An 18,537-nucleotide genomic window follows, 5' to 3' on the forward strand; every position below is an offset into this window, starting at 1 on the left:
CAGCGGACAGACGGGGGCGGTTTTTATTAGTCACGACGTCTAACAACGGGTGCTTTCTGTCGGTATGGTGTGCTCAACATCGGTCTTCCGGATCAAGGGAGTGATCATGGGCGCAGGCCGGAGCGCGACAGGGGCCGCCATCGCCGGACTGGCCGTGGGGGCGGCGCTGGGAGTCGCCGCGCGGCGGCGCAGGGCGTACGCGGGCACGGCGCTCGGCGGGCACCGCGGTCGGCCGGTCACCGTCACCACCGGCGACGGCGTGCGGCTCGCGGTCGACATCGAGGAGGCCGGGGCGCCCGAGCCGGCCGTGATCTTCATACACGGCTGGGTGATGAACAGGCACTGCTGGCACTTCCAGCGCGAGGCGCTCGCCGGCAGGGCCACCCTGGTCTTCTACGACCAGCGCGGGCACGGCGCCTCCTCGGCAGGTGCCCTCGACGCCTGCACCGTCGACCAGCTCGGTGACGACCTCGCCGCGGTGATCGAGGCCACCGTGCCCGAGGGGTCGCCGGTGGTCCTCGTAGGCCACTCCATGGGCGGTATGACGGTCATGGCGTTCGCCGGGCGGCATCCGGAGACGTTCGCCGCCAGGGTGGCGGGAGTGGCTCTGCTGAGCACGTCGTCCGGGCAGCTGAACGGCAGCACGTTCGGGCTCCCCGGGCCGATCGGGCGGCTCGCCCCGCGCGTCACGCCCCTCATGTTCGAACACATGCTGGCCAGAGGGGCGCTCATCGACCGCAGCGTGGCCCTCAAATCTCGCACCAACCTGCCGGTGACCCGGTACGTCGCCTTCGGGCCCCGCGCCCCGCGCGAGCATGTGCGCTTCGTCAGCGACATGGCCTCGGCCACCCCGACGGAGATCATGGTCGGTTTCTTCCGTGACTTCCTCATCCACGACAAACTGGCCGCGCTGGCCGCGTTCGGCGGGGTTGAGACGCTTGTCATGGTCGGGGACCGTGACCGTCTCACTCCACCGGCGCACAGCAGGCGCATCGCCGAGGCTCTGCCGGGCGCCAGACTGGTCGTGTTCCCCGAGGCCGGCCACATGATCGGCCTGGAACGCCCGGAGGCCGTCAACCGGGAACTGTCCGCACTGCTGGACCGGGTCACGGCCGCCGGTACGACAGGCTGACCGGAGCCGCACCAGGCCGTCCGGCGGGCGCCGGAGCGGTGGGGTGGGTCAGCCGCCGGAACGGTAGTGGCGGCGCAGGGCGATGGCGGCGGCGATGCTCCCCGCGAGGGCCCCGGCGCCCGCCGCGATGGGCAGGCCGATCAAGGTCGCCTTACGCCCCGTGCGGAAGTCCTTTATCTCCCAGCCGTTCTCCCTGGCGAAGTCGCGCAACTCGGCGTCGGGGTTGATCGCGGTGGCGTGGCCGACCAGGGAGAGCAGCGGCAGATCGTTCGCCGAGTCGCTGTAGGCGGAGCAGCGGGTCAGGTCGAGCCCCTCCCTGCGGGCCAGAGCCCTGACGGCCTCCGCCTTGGCCGGGCCGTGGAGCAGGTCGCCGACCAGGCGGCCGGTGTAGACGCCGTTCTCGGTCTCGGCGACCGTGCCGAGGGCACCGGTCAGGCCGAGGCGCTGGGCGATCACGCGGGCCAGCTCCACCGGGGTCGCGGTGACCAGCCAGACTCGCTGGCCGGCGTCGAGGTGTGCCTGCGCGATGGCGCGGGTGCCCGCCCAGATGCGGTCGGCCATCACCTCGTCGTAGATCTCCTCACCGAGCCGGATGATCTCCTCGACCTTGCTGCCCGCCACGAACGCCAGCGCGGTCTCCCTGGCCTCTGCGATGTGGACCGGGTTCTCGTCGCCGCGGACCCGGAAGACCGCCTGGCCGAGCGCGAACCTGATCAGGTCCTTGCTGGTGAACAGGCCCCGGGAGGCGAGGCCCCGGGCGAAGTGGTAGATGGACGCGCCGCGCATCATGGTGTTGTCGACGTCGAAGAAGGCGGCGGCCACCGGGTCGGGTTCGGCCATCGGCATCGCCACGGCGGCCGCGGCCGCGACCTCCCCGGCCGCCTGCTCCCCGACCGTCGCCGTTTCGCCCCGTCGTCGTAGTAGCCGCCTCATAGCACCTCAGCTTAACCGGGACACGGGGGGAGATCGGTGTTAGTCAAATGCGACGTCTCGGTGTCATACGACATGGCGCGACCCGGACGGAACAGGCTAATCGGGTGGAGCCAGGCCGTCGATGTAGTTGAGGTAGACGTGGGCCTTGAGCTGATCCTCGGCGTCCATCTTGGGGATCATTCCGCTGATCTGGGTGCGCTGTTTCTGGACGAAGCGCCTGAGCTCCCTGGCGTTCGCGGCGTCACGGCGCCGGACCTGCCGCAGAGAGGTCACCGCGGAGCGGGTGGTGTCCTCCATCGCCTGGAGGGTCTCCCCGATCATGTCCTCGTGCTCGCCGGAGCCCAGGAGTTCCTCGACCTCGCGGGCGCGGGTCTCCGCGTAGCCGAAGGAGCGGTCGGCCCGCTCGGCCTCGTCGGTGCTCAGGTGGAACAGCGTCCTCTCGGCGGCGCGCTTGAGCGGGTAGAAGGTGTCACCGGGCATCGACCGGTAGGTCCATATACCGGAGGCGACCATCGCGGCCACCAGGGCGACGCTCAGCAGTTGCGTGAACAGCCCGGTACGAGGTCTGCGCCGGGAGTGGCGCGGGCCGGTCGGCGGCCGCTCCGACAGGTCCTCTCCGGGAGGGGTCTGGGTGAGCTGCTCGCGGAGCCTGGCGTGGAACTCGGGACGGGGGGTGGCCGCCATGCGGTTACCGAGGCGCGACACACGGTTTTGGATGTGAGCCTGCGATCTCCGTGAGATTCCGGGCAGCCACTTCCCCATGAACGCTCCCTGCCGCCCCCAGCTCATGATCCATCGGTGTCACTTGCCTAACGACGACTCCGCACGCCAGGTTACGCGCCGCACCGGCATCGGCATGGTGAACAATCCTCCGCTGCCCGGCCGGACGCGTGATTCTCCCCGCGGGCTCCTCCTGGTGGGGCCTCCCGGGGCGGGGTAAGGGGGGCGGAGGCGGCGTCAGCCCAGGTCCGAGGGGAGCGCGCGGGCCAGGGAGCGGATCGCGCGGAACTGCAGCGCCTTGATCGCGCCGCTCTTCTTGCCCATGATGAGCGCGGTCTCCGCCAGCGACATGCCGTGCAGGAAGCGCAGCACCACGCACTCCTGCTGCTCGGGGCCCAGGTCGCGAACGGCGCTGAGCACCCGGTCGCTGATCATCGAGATGACGACGGCGTTCTCCGGGATGTGCGGGCCGTCGAGCGGGATGTCGATCACCTCGGCCGTTGTGACCTCAAGACGGTACCTGCCGGACTTGAAGTGATCGGTGATCAGGTTCCTCGCGATGGTCACGAGCCAGGCCCCGAAATCACGCCCTTGCCACGTGAAGTCAGTGATCCGGCGGAGTGCGCGGAGAAAGGTCTCGCTCGTGAGATCCTCGGCCAGCGGGTGTGAGCCGACCCGGAAATAGACATAGCGGTAGACCAGGGTGAGGTAGCGATCATAGAGCGTGCCAAAAGCATCCGTGTCTCCGGTTTTGGCACGCAAAACGAGCCTCCGGAGTTCGTCGGAGGCGTCCTCACGCAGAGTGAGGTCATTGCTGCGGACGGGCTGGGCCATCCCGACGGTCGTGGGGAGGTGCCCGGCGAGCGGCCACGTTTCAGGCATCCGGTATCCCTGAGGGGAAGGGGGTACGGCGTGCCTGATCACTCTAGGAAACCAAGCGGTAATTCCACAATCCACTTCGAAGCGCCGTGACTGGGGGTAATCGCCAGATACGGTGTGGGGTCGGTTGTTTCGTGCCGACTCCGGTAGCCGACCGAGGGTTCGGCTACCGGTTAGGGGGTAATGTCCGGCAGCATTGGAGACACCATGGAAGTCCTCGTCGCTGTCATCGCCTTCGCCGGTGCATTGCTCGCCGTCATCGCCACCGGTGCTCTCATCAGCCGCCTTCGCAGTGAACCCAAGGGCTGGCTGATCGCCTGGAGCATCACGACGGCGTCTCTCTCCGTTTCACTCGGAGTAATCGCCATCGGCTACTTAACCGGGTTCGGGGCAGGAACATTTCGTGTTTATCAACTGACCGGATCCATGCTGGCGCCCCTGTGGCTGGCCGTCGGAGCCATCCAGTTGCTGGCCCGTAAGGGCACTGCCAGGTTCGCCTCATGGCTCCTGGGGATCGCACTCACCGTCATCGCGACGGTGATCCTGGCGGTCGACCCGGTCCTGCAGGACAAGGACTTCGCCAAGGTCCTCCCGCTGGGTGGTCACCACTGGGACCTGCCGTCGAAATACCTGCTGCTCATCGTCCACGTGATCGTCGCGATCGTGCTGCTGGCCGGGCTGCTGCTCGCGGTCGTGCGCTGGCGCGGCGGCGACGACTACGACGCCGACAACATGCACGCGCTCCTGGTGCTCGGCCCCACCGGTCTCGCCCTGGTGGGAGCCGTCAGTTTCGCGGTGCCCGGAATGTTCACCGCGCTGCTGCTCTTCGTCACCGCCGCCGCCGTCTGGTACGCCATGCTCCGCCCGCTCGCGCCCTACGAGGACGACGACGAGGAGGCCGCGGACGACGACTGGGAGAACCGCCTCCCGACACTCCGGCCCCCCGAGTACCAGCCCCGCGACGTGCAGGTCGCCGGACGCAGGATGTCCCAGGAGGCCCCTGGCGGCCGGGCCCTGGCCGAGGAGCCCCCCCGCCGTTCCGGACTCGGCGACCTCGTCGCCGAGTACCGTGCGGGCGACCGGGACGTCGACTACGCGGCGCGCATGGGGCAGCAGCCTCCGCCGAGCGACGACAGGTTCGGCGGACCCGCCACCGGGATGTTCATGGCGGGTGAGTACGGCATGCCCTCCCCCGACCAGCCGTTCGGCGGCGACCCCGGCAGACGGGGTGGCGCCCCCGGGGGGCAGCCGCCGGTCACCGGTCAATTCGGCATGCCGTCCGGGGGGCCGGCCGGCATGCCGTCCGGGGGGCCGGCGACCGGCGAGTACGACATCCCGGCCCACGAGTTCGGCAGGCACGGGGCCTCCGGTCCCGGCAGGCAGTCCGGTCCGGGCACCGGTGAGTTCGGCCGGCCCGGGGGGCCAGGGGGGGCTGCCGGGCCCGCCACCGGTGAGTTCGGCAGGCCGGGCAGTCTCCAGCCCATGCCCGCCGACCAGGCGTTCGGCGGCGCGCCCTCCCCGGGCATGGACCAGGGGAGAGGCGGTTTTCACGGCTATGACCAGGCGTTCGGCGCCGCCCTCCCGAGCGGTGCCAGGTACCCGGACAGCCCGGGTGGCCCGGGTGGCCCGGGCGACCTGCCGGGCGGCTCAGGCCGTCCCTCGCCGAACATCTTCGGCATGCTGACCGTCTTCACCCTCCTCGACGGCACCGGCGAGAGGTTCGACCGGCTCGCCGAGGAGACCGTCGAGGCGGTACGCCGATCCGAGCCGGACACGCTCATCTACGCCTGTCACTCGGTGAAGTCGGCGCCGCTCCAGCGCATCGTCTACGAGATCTACCGTGACGAGGTCGCCTACAGCGACCATCAACGCCAGCCGCACACGGAGCGCTTCGTCACCGAACGCCAGCCGATGGTGCTCGCCACCAACGTCATCGAACTCACCATGAACGCCGCGAAGGTGATGCCGCTCCCGACGGCCTTCAGGCCGTGAACGCGGCGCGCGGACGGTGATCGTCCGCGCGCCGGGTCGGGTGGGACGTGTCAGGCGCCGAGGGCGGCGCGGAGGCGGTTCTCGTCGACGCGCCAGAAGTCGTGCTGCACGCCGTCGACGAGGGTGACCGGGATCATCTCCCAGTACCGTTCCTGATCCTCCGCTGAGGCCGTGATGTCGCGTTCCTCCCATGGGACGCCGAGTTCGGCGGCGACCCGTTCGATCACCGCCCGCGCGTCGTCGCACAGGTGGCAACCGGGCTTGCCGAGCAGGGTGATGCGATGGTCTCGGGGTGACATGACCGCCACGGTAGCCGAGTCAGGGCGCACGCCGGACTGCCCGCCGGACTGCGCGGCGGGCGGTGGGCAGGCCGGTGACGGCCGCCGGGGGAGCTGCCGGAGGCGCAGGTCAGGGCCCTGATGAGGGGGTCGGACCACGAACCGGCGGAGGGGGTGGCCAAGATTGTGAACACTCACTTTGTGCACCGGTTCACAAAAGGACTAACCTGAATGACAGTGGCCTCACCTCGTCATCCGTCGCGTCCGGGCCGCGCCGGTCGCCTGTCCCCCTGGAGCTCCGGCACGTGATCCGCCGTCTGTCCCAAGCCCGCGAACGCGGCATACCCGAGGCGACCGTCGCCCGGCTGCCGCTCTATCTGCGAGCGCTGAACGGCATGGCCGAGCGTGGCCTGGCGACCGTGAGCTCGGAGGACCTGGCCGTCGCGGCCGGCGTCAACTCCGCCAAGCTTCGCAAGGACCTCTCCCACCTCGGGTCGTACGGCACCCGAGGGGTCGGCTACGACGTCGAATATCTGATCTACCAGATCTCCCGTGAGCTGGGCCTCACCCAGGACTGGGCCGTTGCCATCGTCGGAGTGGGTAACCTCGGTCGTGCGCTCGCCAACTACGGCGGGTTCGTCTCCCGAGGATTCAGGGTCGCGGCGCTGCTCGACGCGGACCCCGAAGTGGTGGGCGACCACATCGCGGGATTGAATGTGGAGCACATCGACGAGCTGGAAGCCGTGATACGACGGCGAGGAGTGTCGATCGTGGTGCTTGCGACACCGGCCCTGGCGGCTCAGCAGGTGGCCGACCGGGTCGTTGCCGCGGGGGTCACCAGCATTCTGAACTTTGCCCCCGTTGTACTTTCTGTTCCAGAAGGTGTTGACATCCGTAAGGTCGACCTATCGATTGAACTACAGATCCTTGCGTTCCACGAGCAACGTAAGACGGATCGGATGACTGGAGGGCCCGCGATGGCCGAGGAGTGGCCCGAGGCGGTGGACTTGTGAGGAAGCACCACGCACGAACTGACGGGCACCCACTCTTCAGGCCCTCCCGGGCGACCACGATGAGCACGATCACTACGACGGGGGCGGACCGCGCCCTCCCGGGGAAGGCGGTGGAGGGTCGATGAGTGTTCTCGTCGTCGGCCTGAGCCACCGTACGGCCCCGGTGGCCCTGCTGGAACGGGTCTCCGTCTCCGGCGACTCGCTGGTGAAGCTGCTCCAGGACGTCCACCGGGATGCCCACGTCGTCGAGGCCATGATCGTCTCGACCTGCAACCGGGTCGAGGTCTACGTCGAGGTCGACCGGTTCCACGCCGCGGTGACGTCGATCTCCTGGCTGCTCAGCACCCATTCCGGCGTCTCCATGGACGAGCTGGCCGCCCACCTCTACGTGCACTACGAGGATCGCGCGATCGAGCACCTGTTCTCGGTCGGCTCGGGTCTTGACTCGATGGTCCTGGGTGAGGGGCAGATCCTCGGCCAGGTGCGTTCGGCGCTCAGGCTGGCCCAGCAGCAGGGCACGCTCGGCCCGACGCTCAACGAGCTCGTCCAGCAGGCACTCCGGGTGGGCAAGCGCTCGCACACCGAGACCGGCATCGACCGGGCCGGTGCCTCCCTCGTCGGGGTCGGGCTCACGCTCGCCGAGCGGGCCCTCGGCCCTCTTGAGGGGATGCGGGCCCTGGTGGTCGGCGCGGGATCGATGAGCGCCCTGTCGGCCGCGACCCTGCAGCGGGCGGGCCTCACCGACATCGTGGTGGTCAACCGGACCCACGAGCGCGCGGTACGGCTGGCGCAGACGGTCGGCGGCCGGGCCGCCGAGTTCGACGACCTGGAGAGGGAGCTGGCGAGGGCCGACCTGGTCATCTCCTGCACCGGCGCCACCGACGTGGTCATCACCGCCGACATGGTGACTCCCCACCGGATGTTCATACTGGACCTGGCCCTGCCGCACGACGTCGACCTCGCCGTACGGCGGCTGCCCGGCGTGACGCTGGTCGACCTGGAGTCCATGCAGGAGAGCGGGGCCGACGCGAGCACCGACGACGGCGGCCGGGCCGAGGCCGTCAGCTCCGTGCGCGGCATCGTCGCCGAGGAGGTCGCCGCCTACCTGTCGGCCGAGCGCGCCGCGCGCGTCACGCCGACCGTGGTGGCGCTGCGGAGCAAGGCGGCGCAGGTGGTCGAGACGGAGCTGGAGCGGTTCGCCGCGCGGCTTCCCGAACTCGACGGGCGCGTCAGGGCCGAGGTCACCCAGACCGTCAGGCGGGTGGTCGACAAGCTACTTCACGAGCCCACAGTGCGTGTCAAGCAGCTGGCGGAGTCTCCGGCGGGCGATCATTATGCGGAAGCACTCCGCGAGCTGTTCAATCTTGACCCGAAGGTGCCCGAAGCGGTGCGGCGTATCGAGACGATCGATGTCGAGCAGGGTAGGAACACCGAGCCGAGCAAGAAGGAGGCAGGCTTGTGAGCAGCATTTCTCCTCCGCTCCGGCTGGGAACGAGGCGGAGCGTCATGGCGACCACGCAGTCGGGCCTGGTCGCCGACCGCCTCACCGAGCTGACCGGAAGGGCCGTCGAGCTCGTCGGCGTCGTCACCTTCGGTGACGTGACCAAGGGCGACCTCACGCAGCTCGGCGGTACGGGCGTCTTCGTCAGCGCGCTCCGTGACGAGCTGATCGAGGGCTCGATCGACTTCGCGGTGCACTCGCTGAAGGACCTGCCCACCACGCCCGACCCGCGCGTGGTCATCGCGGCGATCCCGCCGCGCGACGACCCCAGGGACGCCCTGGTGGGCGTCGCCAAGCTGGCCGACCTGCCGTCCGGAGCGAAGATCGGCACGGGCTCCCCGCGCAGGATCGCCCAGCTCCGGATGATCCGTCCTGATCTCGACTACGTTCCCATCCGGGGCAACGCCGACACTCGGATCGGCAAGGTGACCTCGGGCGAGCTGCAGGGGGTCGTGCTCGCCGCCGCCGGGCTCGGCAGGCTGGGGCGCGAGGCCGAGATCTCCCAGATCTTCGAGGTCGAGGAGATACTCCCCGCCCCCGGTCAGGGAGCGCTGGCCGTGGAGTGCCGCTCCGACAGAGCCGACATGATCGAGCTGCTGAGCGTGCTCGACGACGCGCGCACCCGCGCCGAGGTCACCGCCGAGCGCGCGGTGCTCAACGCGCTGGAGGCGGGGTGTGCCGCCCCGCTGGGCACGTACGCGGCCGAGCACGGGCACGATCTGGTTTTGACCGCCGCTGCCGTCGCCGTCGACGGCAGGCGGGCGGTGCGCAAGTCCGCCGCCGGGAGCTCTTCTGCGCCCATGGATCTCGGTCGCGACCTCGCGGCCGAGATGATCGCCGAAGGGGCCGGCACGTTGATAGGGGAGCAAGCACATTGAGCTCCGGAAGTACCACCTTCGAGCATCCGTCCGGGTTCGTCGCCTTTGTCGGTGCAGGGCCCGGCGATGAGGGGTTGCTCACGCTACGCGGTGCCGATCTGCTCTCCAGAGCGGACATCGTCATCCTCGATCAGGAGGCGTACGGCTCGTTGCTACGTCACTGCCGCGAGGGCGTTGAGATCATCGGCGCGGCAGAGGAGGGCGCCGTCTCGCTGAAGGCCGTCAAGGCAGCCAAGGGCGGCAGCTGCGTCGTGCGGCTGTGCGCGGGCGACCCGATGTTCTTCTCCTCGATCACCGAGGAGGTCGCGGCCTGCGCCAAGGCGGAGGTGGACTTCGAGATCGTGCCCGGTGTACCCCCGGCCACGGCGGTGCTCACCTATGCCGGGATCCCGGCCGCGGTGTCGGTGCCCGAGTTCCGGGTGGTGGACGCGACCCAGATCAAGGACTGGGCCGCCTACGCCGCGGGAGCGGGCACTCTGGTGATCTACAACGGCGTCGCCGAGGCCGTTCCGATCGGCAAGGCGCTGATCGCGGCGGGCCGTCCCGACTCGACGCCGGTGGCGATCAGCAGCGCCGGAACCACGACCGAGCAGCACACCGTGGTGACCACGCTGGGCCGGATCGGGCCCGATCTCAAGCACGCCGGGATGGTCGAGCCCGCGCTGATCGTGATCGGGGAGGCCGTCGGCATGCGCGACCGGCTGTCCTGGTTCGAGACCAAGCCGCTGTTCGGCTGGCGGGTGCTGGTGCCCAGGACCAAGGAGCAGTCGGCCGGCCTGGTCGACCAGCTGCGTTCGTACGGCGCGGTGCCCGAGGAGGTCCCCACGATCTCCGTCGAGCCGCCGCGCACCCCGCAGCAGATGGATCGGGCGATCAAGGGCCTGGTCACGGGACGCTACGAATGGGTGGCCTTCACCAGCGCGAACGCGGTCAAGGCGGTGCGCGAGAAGTTCGAGGAGTACGGCCTGGACGCCCGCGCGTTCGCCGGGCTCAAGGTCGCGGCCGTGGGTGAGAGCACCGCGCGGGCCCTGGTGGAGTTCGGCGTCAGGCCCGATCTGATGCCGTCCGGCGAGCAGTCTTCGGAGGGCCTGCTGGTCGAGTGGCCGCCGTACGACTCGATGCTCGACCCGATCAACCGGGTGCTGCTGCCGCGTGCCGACATCGCGACCGAGACGCTGGTGGCCGGGCTGATCGAGCTCGGCTGGGAGTGCGACGACGTGACGGCCTACCGGACCGTCCGCGCGGCGCCGCCGCCCGCCCCCACCCGCGAGGCGATCAAGGGCGGTGGGTTCGACGCGGTGCTGTTCACCTCGTCGAGCACCGTCCGCAACCTGGTCGGCATCGCGGGCAAACCGCACAACGTCACGGTCATCGCCGTGATCGGTCCGCAGACCGCCAAGACCGCGGAGGAATTCGGGCTCAGGGTCGACGTCATGGCCGACAAACCTTCGACTTCCGCTCTCGCGGCGGCGCTGGCGGAGTACGGTGCCAAGCAGCGGCAGGCCGCGGTCATGGCGGGGGACGTCCCCCGCAGGCCCTCGCAGACCCGGAGAGGGGCCCGGCGCCGCGCCAAGTAACCTTGAACAAGGCGGCTGCGCACGCGAAAAGGGCGGGTAGGCCGTGCTCGACGGTCCCGCGCGAGCGCGCCGGGCCGTGATCGGCGGCGCCCCGGCAGGCGGTGCGTCGCCACAGGTGGTGGGCGTGGCGACCGGAGTGCCGCGGCACGCGGTGCGTGATGTGCGGTGCCGGGCGGCGCGCCATGAGACAGCGGCGCGTCGCGGTGAGCGGTGGGCCGGCACACACATCGAGCTTTTCCGGCCCGCAGTCCCTCACCGGCCGGGAGGAGGGGGAGACACCATGACGGCCCAGTTCCCTGTCGCACGCCCGCGAAGGCTCCGCCGCACGGCACCGATGCGCCGGATGGTGTCCGGCACCCGGCTGCACCCGGCGGAACTGGTGCTGCCGATGTTCGTGAAGGAGGACATCGACCGGCCGAACCCGATCGGCTCGATGCCCGGGGTGTTCCAGCACACTCGCGACTCGCTGCGCAAGGCCGCCCACGAGGCGGCCGAGGCAGGGGTGGGCGGGCTGATCCTGTTCGGTATCCCCGCGGTGAAGGACGGCAGGGGGTCGGCGGCCGACGATCCGGAGGGGATCGTCCAGCGGGCCGTCGCCGATCTGGTCTCCGACGTGGGTGACACGATGGTCGTGATGACCGACACCTGCCTGGACGAGTTCACCGACCACGGCCACTGCGGCATCCTGACCGCTGAGGGGGAGGTCGACAACGACGCCACCCTGGAGCGCTACGCGGCCGCGGCGGTGGCCCAGGCGCGGGCCGGATCGCAGGTGATCGCACCGAGCGGCATGATGGACGGCCAGGTGGCGGCGATCAGGGCGGCCCTGGACGGCGACGGCTTCGAGCAGGTCCCGATCCTCGCGTACTCGGCCAAGTACGCCTCGGCGTTCTACGGCCCGTTCCGCGAGGCGGCCGAGTGCGCTCCGCAGTTCGGCGACCGCAACGCCTACCAGCAGGACGCGGCGGGACCGGTCGGGGAGGCGCTGCGCGAGGTGCGGCTGGACCTCGACGAGGGCGCCGACGCCGTCATGGTCAAGCCGGCCCTGGCCTACCTCGACATCCTGCGTCAGGTGCGCGACACCGTGGACGTGCCGGTGGCGGCGTACCAGGTCAGCGGCGAGTACGCCATGGTCGAGGCCGCCGCCGCGAACGGCTGGATCGACCGGGATCGAGTGATCATGGAGTCGCTGGTCGCGATCCGCAGGGCGGGGGCCGACATGGTCCTCACCTACTGGGCGACCGAGGTCGCCGCGAAGCTGAGATGAGATCGGCGGCACGTACCGAGAACTGGAGGTTCGTCGCTTGCTGGAGATACGTGTGCGTTAGAGTGCGATAACCGGTGCGGATGTGTCCCAGGTGGCGTAGACCCTGGGGGGTTTGACGTTCCCACTGACCAGAGTGTGGACAGGTCGTCGCATCCGGGTGGCACGCGGGATGCGCGGACGACGGAGGACACAATGGTCGGGGTACCGATGGTTCGTCGAAACAGACGACATGGCCATCCGAAGCAGATGATCAGTTCTGTGCTGGAGTACGCCGCGCTGGGCTGGGCGAGCTGTCTGGGCGCGCGGCCGCTGAGAGGCGGTTCGCGCTCCTGCTCCTGTGACCGCGTCGGTTGTCCCGACCCGGGAAGCCACCCTCTCTCGGTGGCCTGGCAGATGCAGGCCACCACCGACCCCACCCTGCTGACCAACTGGTGGCGGTACGAACCCGAGGCGAATGTGATTCTCCCCACGGGGCGGGTGTTCGACGTGTTCGACGTACCGCTCGCCGCGGGGCGCACCGCCCTCGCGAACATGGACTCCGCCGGAGCAGCCCAGGGCCCGGTCGCCGTCAACGGCGACCGGGCCCTGTTCTATGTGGCCACTCGTAACGTCTCCGACGACGAGGACGAGTGGTGGTCCTGCGCCCTCGACTTCGGCCCGTCCACCATCGACGAGATGCCCGGCCTGCGCTGGCACTGCCGCGACAGCTACGTCCTCGCCCCGCCCTCGCTCCTGCCCAGTGGCGGGCACTGCTCGTGGCTGCGTCCGCCGGACGGCCGCCCGTTGCCCGATCCGCTCCGCGTCCTGGAGTTCCTCGCCGACGTCTGCGAGTGACTCCGGTACGGAGAGGCCGACCGGTCAGGGAGAGCCCCCCAGGCCGGCCTCGCGGGCGCGGACGATCGCCTGGGCGCGGTCGGCCACCTGGAGCTTCATGAAGATGTTGGAGACGTGGTTGCGCACGGTCTTGCCGGACAGGGAGAGGATCCCGGCGATCTCGCCGTTGCCCCTGCCCTGGGCGACCAGCCCGAGCACCTCCCGTTCCCGCTCGGTGAGCTCGGGGAAGGCGGTGCGTGACGGATCGGGCATGCCGGTGAAGTAGGCCAGGACGCGGCGGGCGATCTCGGGCCCGTAGATGGCCTCGCCGGCGGCGACGGCGTTCACGGCGCGGGCGATCTCCTCGGCGCCGGCCTCCTTGAGCAGGTAGCCGCGGGCCCCGGCGCGCATCGCGGCGAACACCGAGTCGTCGTCGCGGAACATGGTCAGCACCAGCACCCCGATCCGCGGGCTGGTCCTGATGATCGTCCTGGTCGCCTCGATGCCGTTGCCGCCGGGCATCTGCAGGTCCATCACGACCACGTCGGGCTGGAGCTCGGCGGCCAGCGCCACGGCCTCCTGGCCGTCGGCGGCCTCCCCGACGACCTCGATGTCCATGACCCCCAGCAGGCCGCGAAGACCCTGCCGGAAGACCGGGTGGTCGTCCACGATCAGTACTGTGATCACTTGGCCTCCTCCACCGGCAATCTGGCGATCACCTCCGTGCCGCCGTCCGGCCTGCGACCGATCACACATGAGCCTCCCACCTCCGCCGCCCGCTCGCGCATCGAGGTCAATCCCACGCCCGCGACCGGGTTCTCGGGCAGGCCGATCCCGTCGTCGGCGATCTCCACGCGCAGCTCGCCCGGCAGGCGGCGCAGCCGGATGAGGACGGTGGTCGCGCCGGCGTGGCGGCGGGCGTTGGTGAGCGCCTCCTGGGCGATGCGGTAGGCGGCGACCTCGACGGCGGCGGGCAGGTCGTCCAGCGGGCCGTCCACGGTCACCGCGGTCTCTCCGGCCGCTGCCCGCAGCGCGCCCTCCAGGCCCAGGTCGTCCAGCGCGGGCGGGCGCAGGCCGTACACCAGCTCGCGGACCGACGCGATCGTCGCGATCATCTCCTCGCGGATCCGGACCAGCAGCTTCTCGACGGCCCGGGGGTCGGTGTCGAGCCTTCTCCGTGCCTCGTCGAGGGCGAACGTGACGCTGGTCAGCGCCGGGCCGAGCCCGTCGTGCAGCTCCCTGCCCAGCCTGCGGCGCTCCTCGTCGCGGGTGGACCGGATGCGTTCCCGGGAGCGGTGCAGGTCGGCGGTGAGCCGTACGGCGTGCGCCAGCTCGGCGAGGTGCCTGGCGAGCACCTCCATCGGCTCGCGGCCCGGCCGGACCCCCGACACCATCAGGGTTCCGACCCAGTCCGCGTGCCAGAACAGCGGCGTCTCCGTCGCTCCCGGCCGAAGCTCCCCGTCGGTGAACACACGCGTCGCGCCCCGCCCCGTGCGGACCTCGACGCCGACCCCGCCGGCTCCCACCGCCCCGCGGATCAGGGCCACAGCCTCGCCGAGGGCCGCCGCCGGGTCCTGCGCTCCCTGCCCGGTACGACCGAGCAGGCCGACGACCCGGTAGGGGTCGCGCTCGACGGCGAAGACCCGGTCCACCAACCGCTGCAGGCGTAGCCGCGCAGGGTGGAAGAGAGCGCCCACGGCCAGCGCGGAGATCAGCCCGATGCCCTGGCCCAGGTCGCTGGCCAGGGCGCCGGCCAGCCAGATCAGCCCGAAGTAGACGCCTCCGGTGACCGCGACGAGGGAGCCGTAGACCAGCGCCCGGTTGAGCACGACGTCGATGCCGTAGAGGCGGTAGCGCAGCACCGACGCGATGATCGACAGGGGCACTCCGGCCATGAAGAGGGTCTCCATGGCCATCAGCAACCAGGAGCCGGTCGCCACCCGGAGGATCCAGAAGAGCAGGAGCACCGCCAGCGCGCCGACGTACCAGGCGATCTGGCGCCGGAGCTCGGTGTCGCCCGCCCGGTAGCGGAAGATCAGCGAGAGCACGCCGAGCGCGGTGAGCGCCATCATCGGGGCGCCGATGTACGACTCCACGATCGGAGAGATCTCACGCAGCGCCTCGACGCCGAAGGGGTTCGCGATCGGGACCTGGAGCTCGAATTCCGGATCCGGGGCCAGTCCCAGGAACAGCGAGTGCCCGACCATGAGGACCAGGTTGGCGTACAGGACCGGCCGCCAGCGCCGGGAGGGCAGCCGGCCGTCGGGAAAGAGCAGCGGCAGCAGCGAGATGAACACCGGAACGTGCCACAGCCACAGCCACAGCGCCAGCCACCCGAGGTAGGGGGTGATCCCTCCGGGGTCGGTGAGGTAGAACCAGTGGGTGGCGCTGTAGACCAGGTAGTAGACGCCGCCGACCACCCCGCTGGTCCAGAGCAGCCAGGGGACGAGCAGCCGGGGCCGACGCGTGATGAGGAACGCGCCGGCGGCAGGGAACAGGAAGACCGTCGGATCCAGGGTGATGAAGTCCTCGCGCCAGGTCGAGGCGCTCAGCTCGACCAACCGGACCGCCAGGAGGTTGCAGACCGGTGCCAGCACCGCGCCGGTCCAGACGAGAACGGCCAACGCCGCCCGCCGCCGGTTCCCCGTGGCGGCTTCGTCCGCCGGTGAGGTCATGGGGTCTTCGTTCCTGGGGAAGATCGTTCTGGCTCTGTTCCCGGGGGCGGTCACGGGGGCTGCGGTTACGGGGTCTGCGGTCGCGGGGGAGGTCATGCCGACTCCGTTGTCCGTGAATGAGGTCGTGAGGTCTTCGCCGGTGAAGGAGATCACGGTGCTTCCGTTCCGATGGGTAGCCGGGCGACGACCTCGGTGCCGCCGCCCGGACGCGGCCCGATCGTGCACGAGCCGCCCGTCTCCGCCGCCCGCTCGCGCATGGAGAGCAGGCCCACGCCACCGCGGACCTTTTCCGGCAGGCCGATCCCGTCGTCGGCGATCGAGAGTCGCAACTCGCCGCCCGCCGCCGCGGCGTTCGCCCGTACCACTTCGGCCCGTACCAGGGTGGTGGTGGCCTGGGCGTGTCGGCGGACGTTGGTGAGCGCCTCCTGGGCGATCCGGTAGGCGGCCACCTCCACCGCCGGGGGTACGTTGTTCAGCGGACCGGCCAGTGCGATGTCCACCCGCGGTCCCGGCGCGTCGGCCAGCGAGCGTAGCGAGCCGGCCAGGCCGAGGTCCTTCAGCGCGGGTGGGCGCAGACCGTACACCAGGTCCCTGACGTCGATGATCGCGGTGCCCATCTGGTCGCGCACGCGGATCAGCAGCCCCTCCACGGCCTCGGGGTCCCGTTCCAGCCGGATCCTGGCCTCGTCCACGGTCATCGCCAGGCTGGCCAGCGTCGGTCCCAGCCCGTCGTGCAGGTCGCGGCGGAGCCTGCGTCGTTCCTCCTCCCGGGTGGTGAGGATGTGCTCCCTGGACCGCCGGAGGTCCGCGGTGAGCCGTACCGCGTGTGCCAGCTCGGCCAGCTGCTGGGTCAGCGCGTTCAGCAGGTCCGGGGAGGGGGCGGGACCGCTGCTGAGCAGTCGTCCGACCGGTTCCCCGTGCCAGACCAGCGGAGTCTCGACCGGCCGTTCTCCCAGTTCGCCGTCGGTGACGGTGCTCCCGTGGACCTCGACGGCCACGCCGTCGGCGCGCAGCGCCTGGCGGACCAGCACCACGGCGGTGGCCAGCCCCTCGGCTGGGTCGACGGCCTCCTGCAGGGTGCGGCTCAGCCGGTCGGCCACCCGGTAGGGGTCGTGTTCGACGCGGAGCAGCCGGTCCACGGCACGCTGCAGGCGCAGCCGTACCGGGCGGAAGATCGCGCCCACGGTCAGTGCCGCGACGAGCCCGGCCACCGGGTCCTCGCCGCCGGACAGCGTGCCGGTCAGCCAGGTCAGGCCGGAGTAGATCCCGCCGGTGACCAGCGCCAGCGCGCCGTAGACCAGGACGCCGTTGAGCACGGCGTGGACGCCGGATGGTCGGGCAGCGGGGGGCTGTGCGGGGGGCGTCGTGACTGCCATGTGGGCAGGATCTCCCACATGATGTCCCGTTGTCCCGGGGCGAATGTCCCGTTCTGGAATGAATTTTCTGGGTCTCATGGGCCCTGTCTCCAGGGGAGAGGCGGACGTGCGGGCGGCCTTTCTGTGGGGAGCGCCGCGGGCGCTGACTACCCTGGTGGGCGTGAGCCGTACTGAGAACTCCGAGGACCTGTTCGCCCGCGCACGTGAGATCGTCCCGGGAGGTGTCAACTCCCCGGTCCGCGCCTTCGGAGCCGTCGGCGGCACGCCGCGCTTCATGGCTTCGGGTCAGGGGCCCTACATCACCGACGTGGACGGCAACCGTTACGTCGACCTGGTCTGCTCGTGGGGGCCGATGATCCTCGGTCACCGGCATCCCGCCGTGATCGAGGCCCTCCAGGAGGCGCTGCACGACGGCACCTCGTTCGGTACGGCGACGGCCGGCGAGGTCGAGCTCGCCGAGGAGATCGTCGCCCGGGTCGACCCGGTGGAGAAGATCCGCCTGGTCAGCTCCGGCACCGAGGCCACCATGTCCGCGGTACGGCTGGCGCGCGGTTTCACCGGCCGATCCAAGATCATTAAGTTCGCCGGTTGCTACCACGGCCATGTCGACGCCCTGCTCGCCTCGGCCGGTTCCGGCCTGGTGACCTTCGGCCTGCCCGACACCCCCGGCGTGACCGGCGCCTCGGCCGCCGACACCGTGGTGCTGCCCTACAACTCGATCGAGGCGGTCACCGAGGCGTTCCAGGCGTTCGGCGCCGAGATCGCCTGTGTGATCACCGAGGCGTGCCCGGCCAACATGGGCGTCGTCCCGCCGATGGACGGGTTCAACGCCAGGCTGCGGGAGCTGTGCACCGCGCACGGCGCCCTGCTGATCATCGACGAGGTGCTCACCGGCTTCCGGGTCTCGGAGGCGGGCTGGTACGGGCTCGACCCGGTCGACGCCGACCTGATGACCTTCGGCAAGGTCATGGGCGGTGGCCTGCCCGCCGCCGCGTTCGGCGGTCGCGCCGACGTGATGGCCCATCTCGCTCCCGAGGGGCCGGTCTACCAGGCGGGCACCCTGTCCGGAAACCCGCTGGCCTGCGCCGCCGGTCTGGCCACCCTGCGTGCCTGTGACGAGGGCGTCTACGACCGGGTGGACGCCGCGGCCCTGGTCATCGGCCGTGCCGCCGCCGACGCGCTGGCCGCCGCCGGGGTGCCGCACCGCCTGCAGCGTGCCGGGAGCCTGTTCTCCGTCTTCTTCACGGACGAGCGGGTGGTCGACTTCGACACCGCCCAGAGGCAGAACACCGCCGCTTATCGGGCGTTCTTCCATTCGATGCTTGATCAGGGTGTTTACCTGCCGCCGTCGGCGTACGAGGCGTGGTTCCTGTCCGCGGCCCACGACGACGAGGCGCTCTCCCGGATCGCCGAGGCGCTTCCCGCCGCCGCCAAGGCCGCCGCTTCCGCTTCCGTTTAGCGGGGCGGTCTGTTCGGGGTCCGGGCGGTCAGGGTTCTTTTGCG

16 protein-coding genes are annotated in these 18,537 nt (G+C 70.5%); 9 read left to right on the plus strand and 7 right to left on the minus strand.

Going from position 1 to position 18,537, the window contains the following annotated elements:
- Positions 1–106: 106 nt before the first annotated feature.
- Positions 107–1,132 carry an alpha/beta hydrolase gene (locus tag AB0K21_RS15545; RefSeq protein WP_364150381.1) on the plus strand — a complete coding sequence of 342 codons (1,026 nt, stop codon included), beginning with the start codon at positions 107–109 and terminating at the stop codon, positions 1,130–1,132.
- Between the two features lie 48 nt (positions 1,133–1,180).
- Here the strand turns inward: AB0K21_RS15545 and AB0K21_RS15550 are convergent, their stop codons facing one another.
- The 3 genes from AB0K21_RS15550 to AB0K21_RS15560 all read right to left on the minus strand — a co-directional run bounded on the left by AB0K21_RS15550 (position 1,181) and on the right by AB0K21_RS15560 (position 3,667).
- The gene (locus tag AB0K21_RS15550) at positions 1,181–2,065 is read right to left on the minus strand and encodes an HAD-IB family hydrolase (protein ID WP_343980964.1); all 885 of its coding nucleotides are present in this window, start codon (positions 2,063–2,065) and stop codon (positions 1,181–1,183) included.
- A gap of 96 nt (positions 2,066–2,161) precedes the next feature.
- Positions 2,162–2,770, minus strand: coding sequence for a DUF5667 domain-containing protein (locus tag AB0K21_RS15555; protein ID WP_364150384.1), 609 nt, complete (start codon positions 2,768–2,770; stop codon positions 2,162–2,164).
- Between the two features lie 252 nt (positions 2,771–3,022).
- A complete protein-coding gene (locus AB0K21_RS15560; protein WP_343980970.1) occupies positions 3,023–3,667 on the minus strand; it encodes a sigma-70 family RNA polymerase sigma factor in 645 nt (214 codons plus the stop codon).
- 204 nt (positions 3,668–3,871) lie between these two features.
- Here AB0K21_RS15560 and AB0K21_RS15565 point away from each other — a divergent pair, with 204 nt between their 5' ends.
- Complete coding sequence (locus AB0K21_RS15565) at positions 3,872–5,656, plus strand: antibiotic biosynthesis monooxygenase (protein ID WP_364150388.1); 1,785 nt, start codon at positions 3,872–3,874, stop codon at positions 5,654–5,656.
- A 50-nt stretch (positions 5,657–5,706) separates the two neighbouring features.
- On the opposite strand, the gene AB0K21_RS15570 is transcribed toward AB0K21_RS15565, so the two are convergent.
- On the minus strand, positions 5,707–5,955 hold the full coding sequence (locus AB0K21_RS15570; protein ID WP_343980976.1) for a glutaredoxin family protein: 249 nt from the start codon (positions 5,953–5,955) through the stop codon (positions 5,707–5,709).
- Between the two features lie 284 nt (positions 5,956–6,239).
- Here AB0K21_RS15570 and AB0K21_RS15575 point away from each other — a divergent pair, with 284 nt between their 5' ends.
- From AB0K21_RS15575 to AB0K21_RS15600, 6 genes are all read left to right on the plus strand, one after another.
- On the plus strand, positions 6,240–6,947 hold the full coding sequence (locus AB0K21_RS15575; protein WP_343980979.1) for a redox-sensing transcriptional repressor Rex: 708 nt from the start codon (positions 6,240–6,242) through the stop codon (positions 6,945–6,947).
- A 121-nt stretch (positions 6,948–7,068) separates the two neighbouring features.
- Positions 7,069–8,409 carry a glutamyl-tRNA reductase gene (locus AB0K21_RS15580; protein WP_343980983.1) on the plus strand — a complete coding sequence of 447 codons (1,341 nt, stop codon included), beginning with the start codon at positions 7,069–7,071 and terminating at the stop codon, positions 8,407–8,409.
- Complete coding sequence (hemC, locus tag AB0K21_RS15585) at positions 8,406–9,326, plus strand: hydroxymethylbilane synthase (protein ID WP_343980986.1); 921 nt, start codon at positions 8,406–8,408, stop codon at positions 9,324–9,326. Before AB0K21_RS15580 ends, hemC begins: the two co-directional genes overlap by 4 nt.
- The gene (locus AB0K21_RS15590; protein ID WP_343980989.1) at positions 9,323–10,903 is read left to right on the plus strand and encodes a bifunctional uroporphyrinogen-III C-methyltransferase/uroporphyrinogen-III synthase; all 1,581 of its coding nucleotides are present in this window, start codon (positions 9,323–9,325) and stop codon (positions 10,901–10,903) included. Before hemC ends, AB0K21_RS15590 begins: the two co-directional genes overlap by 4 nt.
- A gap of 280 nt (positions 10,904–11,183) precedes the next feature.
- Complete coding sequence (gene hemB / locus AB0K21_RS15595) at positions 11,184–12,170, plus strand: porphobilinogen synthase (RefSeq protein WP_343980993.1); 987 nt, start codon at positions 11,184–11,186, stop codon at positions 12,168–12,170.
- A gap of 192 nt (positions 12,171–12,362) precedes the next feature.
- Positions 12,363–13,004, plus strand: coding sequence for a bifunctional DNA primase/polymerase (locus AB0K21_RS15600; protein ID WP_343980997.1), 642 nt, complete (start codon positions 12,363–12,365; stop codon positions 13,002–13,004).
- A 24-nt stretch (positions 13,005–13,028) separates the two neighbouring features.
- Here AB0K21_RS15600 and AB0K21_RS15605 read toward each other — a convergent pair whose 3' ends face one another.
- From AB0K21_RS15605 to AB0K21_RS15615, 3 genes are all read right to left on the minus strand, one after another.
- Positions 13,029–13,670 (minus strand): response regulator transcription factor, encoded by a 642-nt coding sequence (locus AB0K21_RS15605; protein ID WP_343981000.1) that lies wholly within the window; start codon positions 13,668–13,670, stop codon positions 13,029–13,031.
- A complete protein-coding gene (locus AB0K21_RS15610) occupies positions 13,667–15,658 on the minus strand; it encodes a sensor histidine kinase (protein ID WP_343981003.1) in 1,992 nt (663 codons plus the stop codon). Before AB0K21_RS15610 ends, AB0K21_RS15605 begins: the two co-directional genes overlap by 4 nt.
- A 149-nt stretch (positions 15,659–15,807) precedes the next feature.
- Entirely contained in the window at positions 15,808–17,034 is a 1,227-nt protein-coding gene (locus tag AB0K21_RS15615; protein ID WP_343981006.1) for a sensor histidine kinase, read from the minus strand.
- Positions 17,035–17,194: 160 nt separating this feature from the next.
- Here AB0K21_RS15615 and hemL point away from each other — a divergent pair, with 160 nt between their 5' ends.
- A complete protein-coding gene (hemL, locus tag AB0K21_RS15620) occupies positions 17,195–18,493 on the plus strand; it encodes a glutamate-1-semialdehyde 2,1-aminomutase (protein ID WP_364150398.1) in 1,299 nt (432 codons plus the stop codon).
- Positions 18,494–18,537 lie beyond the last annotated feature (44 nt).

Origin of the sequence: Streptosporangium sp. NPDC049248 (assembly GCF_040678965.1) — a bacterium.
Lineage (GTDB): Bacteria > Actinomycetota > Actinomycetes > Streptosporangiales > Streptosporangiaceae > Streptosporangium > Streptosporangium fukuiense.

Bases quoted from the DNA above. Each gene is read 5' to 3' on its own strand.
- AB0K21_RS15545 (WP_364150381.1), top strand. From the start codon at position 107: ATGGGCGCAGGCCGGAGCGCGACAGGGGCCGCCATCGCCGGACTGGCC.
- AB0K21_RS15550 (WP_343980964.1), bottom strand. From the start codon at position 2,065: ATGAGGCGGCTACTACGACGACGGGGCGAAACGGCGACGGTCGGGGAG.
- AB0K21_RS15560 (WP_343980970.1), bottom strand. From the start codon at position 3,667: ATGCCTGAAACGTGGCCGCTCGCCGGGCACCTCCCCACGACCGTCGGG.
- AB0K21_RS15565 (WP_364150388.1), top strand. From the start codon at position 3,872: ATGGAAGTCCTCGTCGCTGTCATCGCCTTCGCCGGTGCATTGCTCGCC.
- AB0K21_RS15570 (WP_343980976.1), bottom strand. From the start codon at position 5,955: ATGTCACCCCGAGACCATCGCATCACCCTGCTCGGCAAGCCCGGTTGC.
- AB0K21_RS15580 (WP_343980983.1), top strand. From the start codon at position 7,069: ATGAGTGTTCTCGTCGTCGGCCTGAGCCACCGTACGGCCCCGGTGGCC.
- hemB (WP_343980993.1), top strand. From the start codon at position 11,184: ATGACGGCCCAGTTCCCTGTCGCACGCCCGCGAAGGCTCCGCCGCACG.
- AB0K21_RS15600 (WP_343980997.1), top strand. From the start codon at position 12,363: ATGGTCGGGGTACCGATGGTTCGTCGAAACAGACGACATGGCCATCCG.
- AB0K21_RS15610 (WP_343981003.1), bottom strand. From the start codon at position 15,658: ATGACCTCACCGGCGGACGAAGCCGCCACGGGGAACCGGCGGCGGGCG.
- AB0K21_RS15615 (WP_343981006.1), bottom strand. From the start codon at position 17,034: ATGGCAGTCACGACGCCCCCCGCACAGCCCCCCGCTGCCCGACCATCC.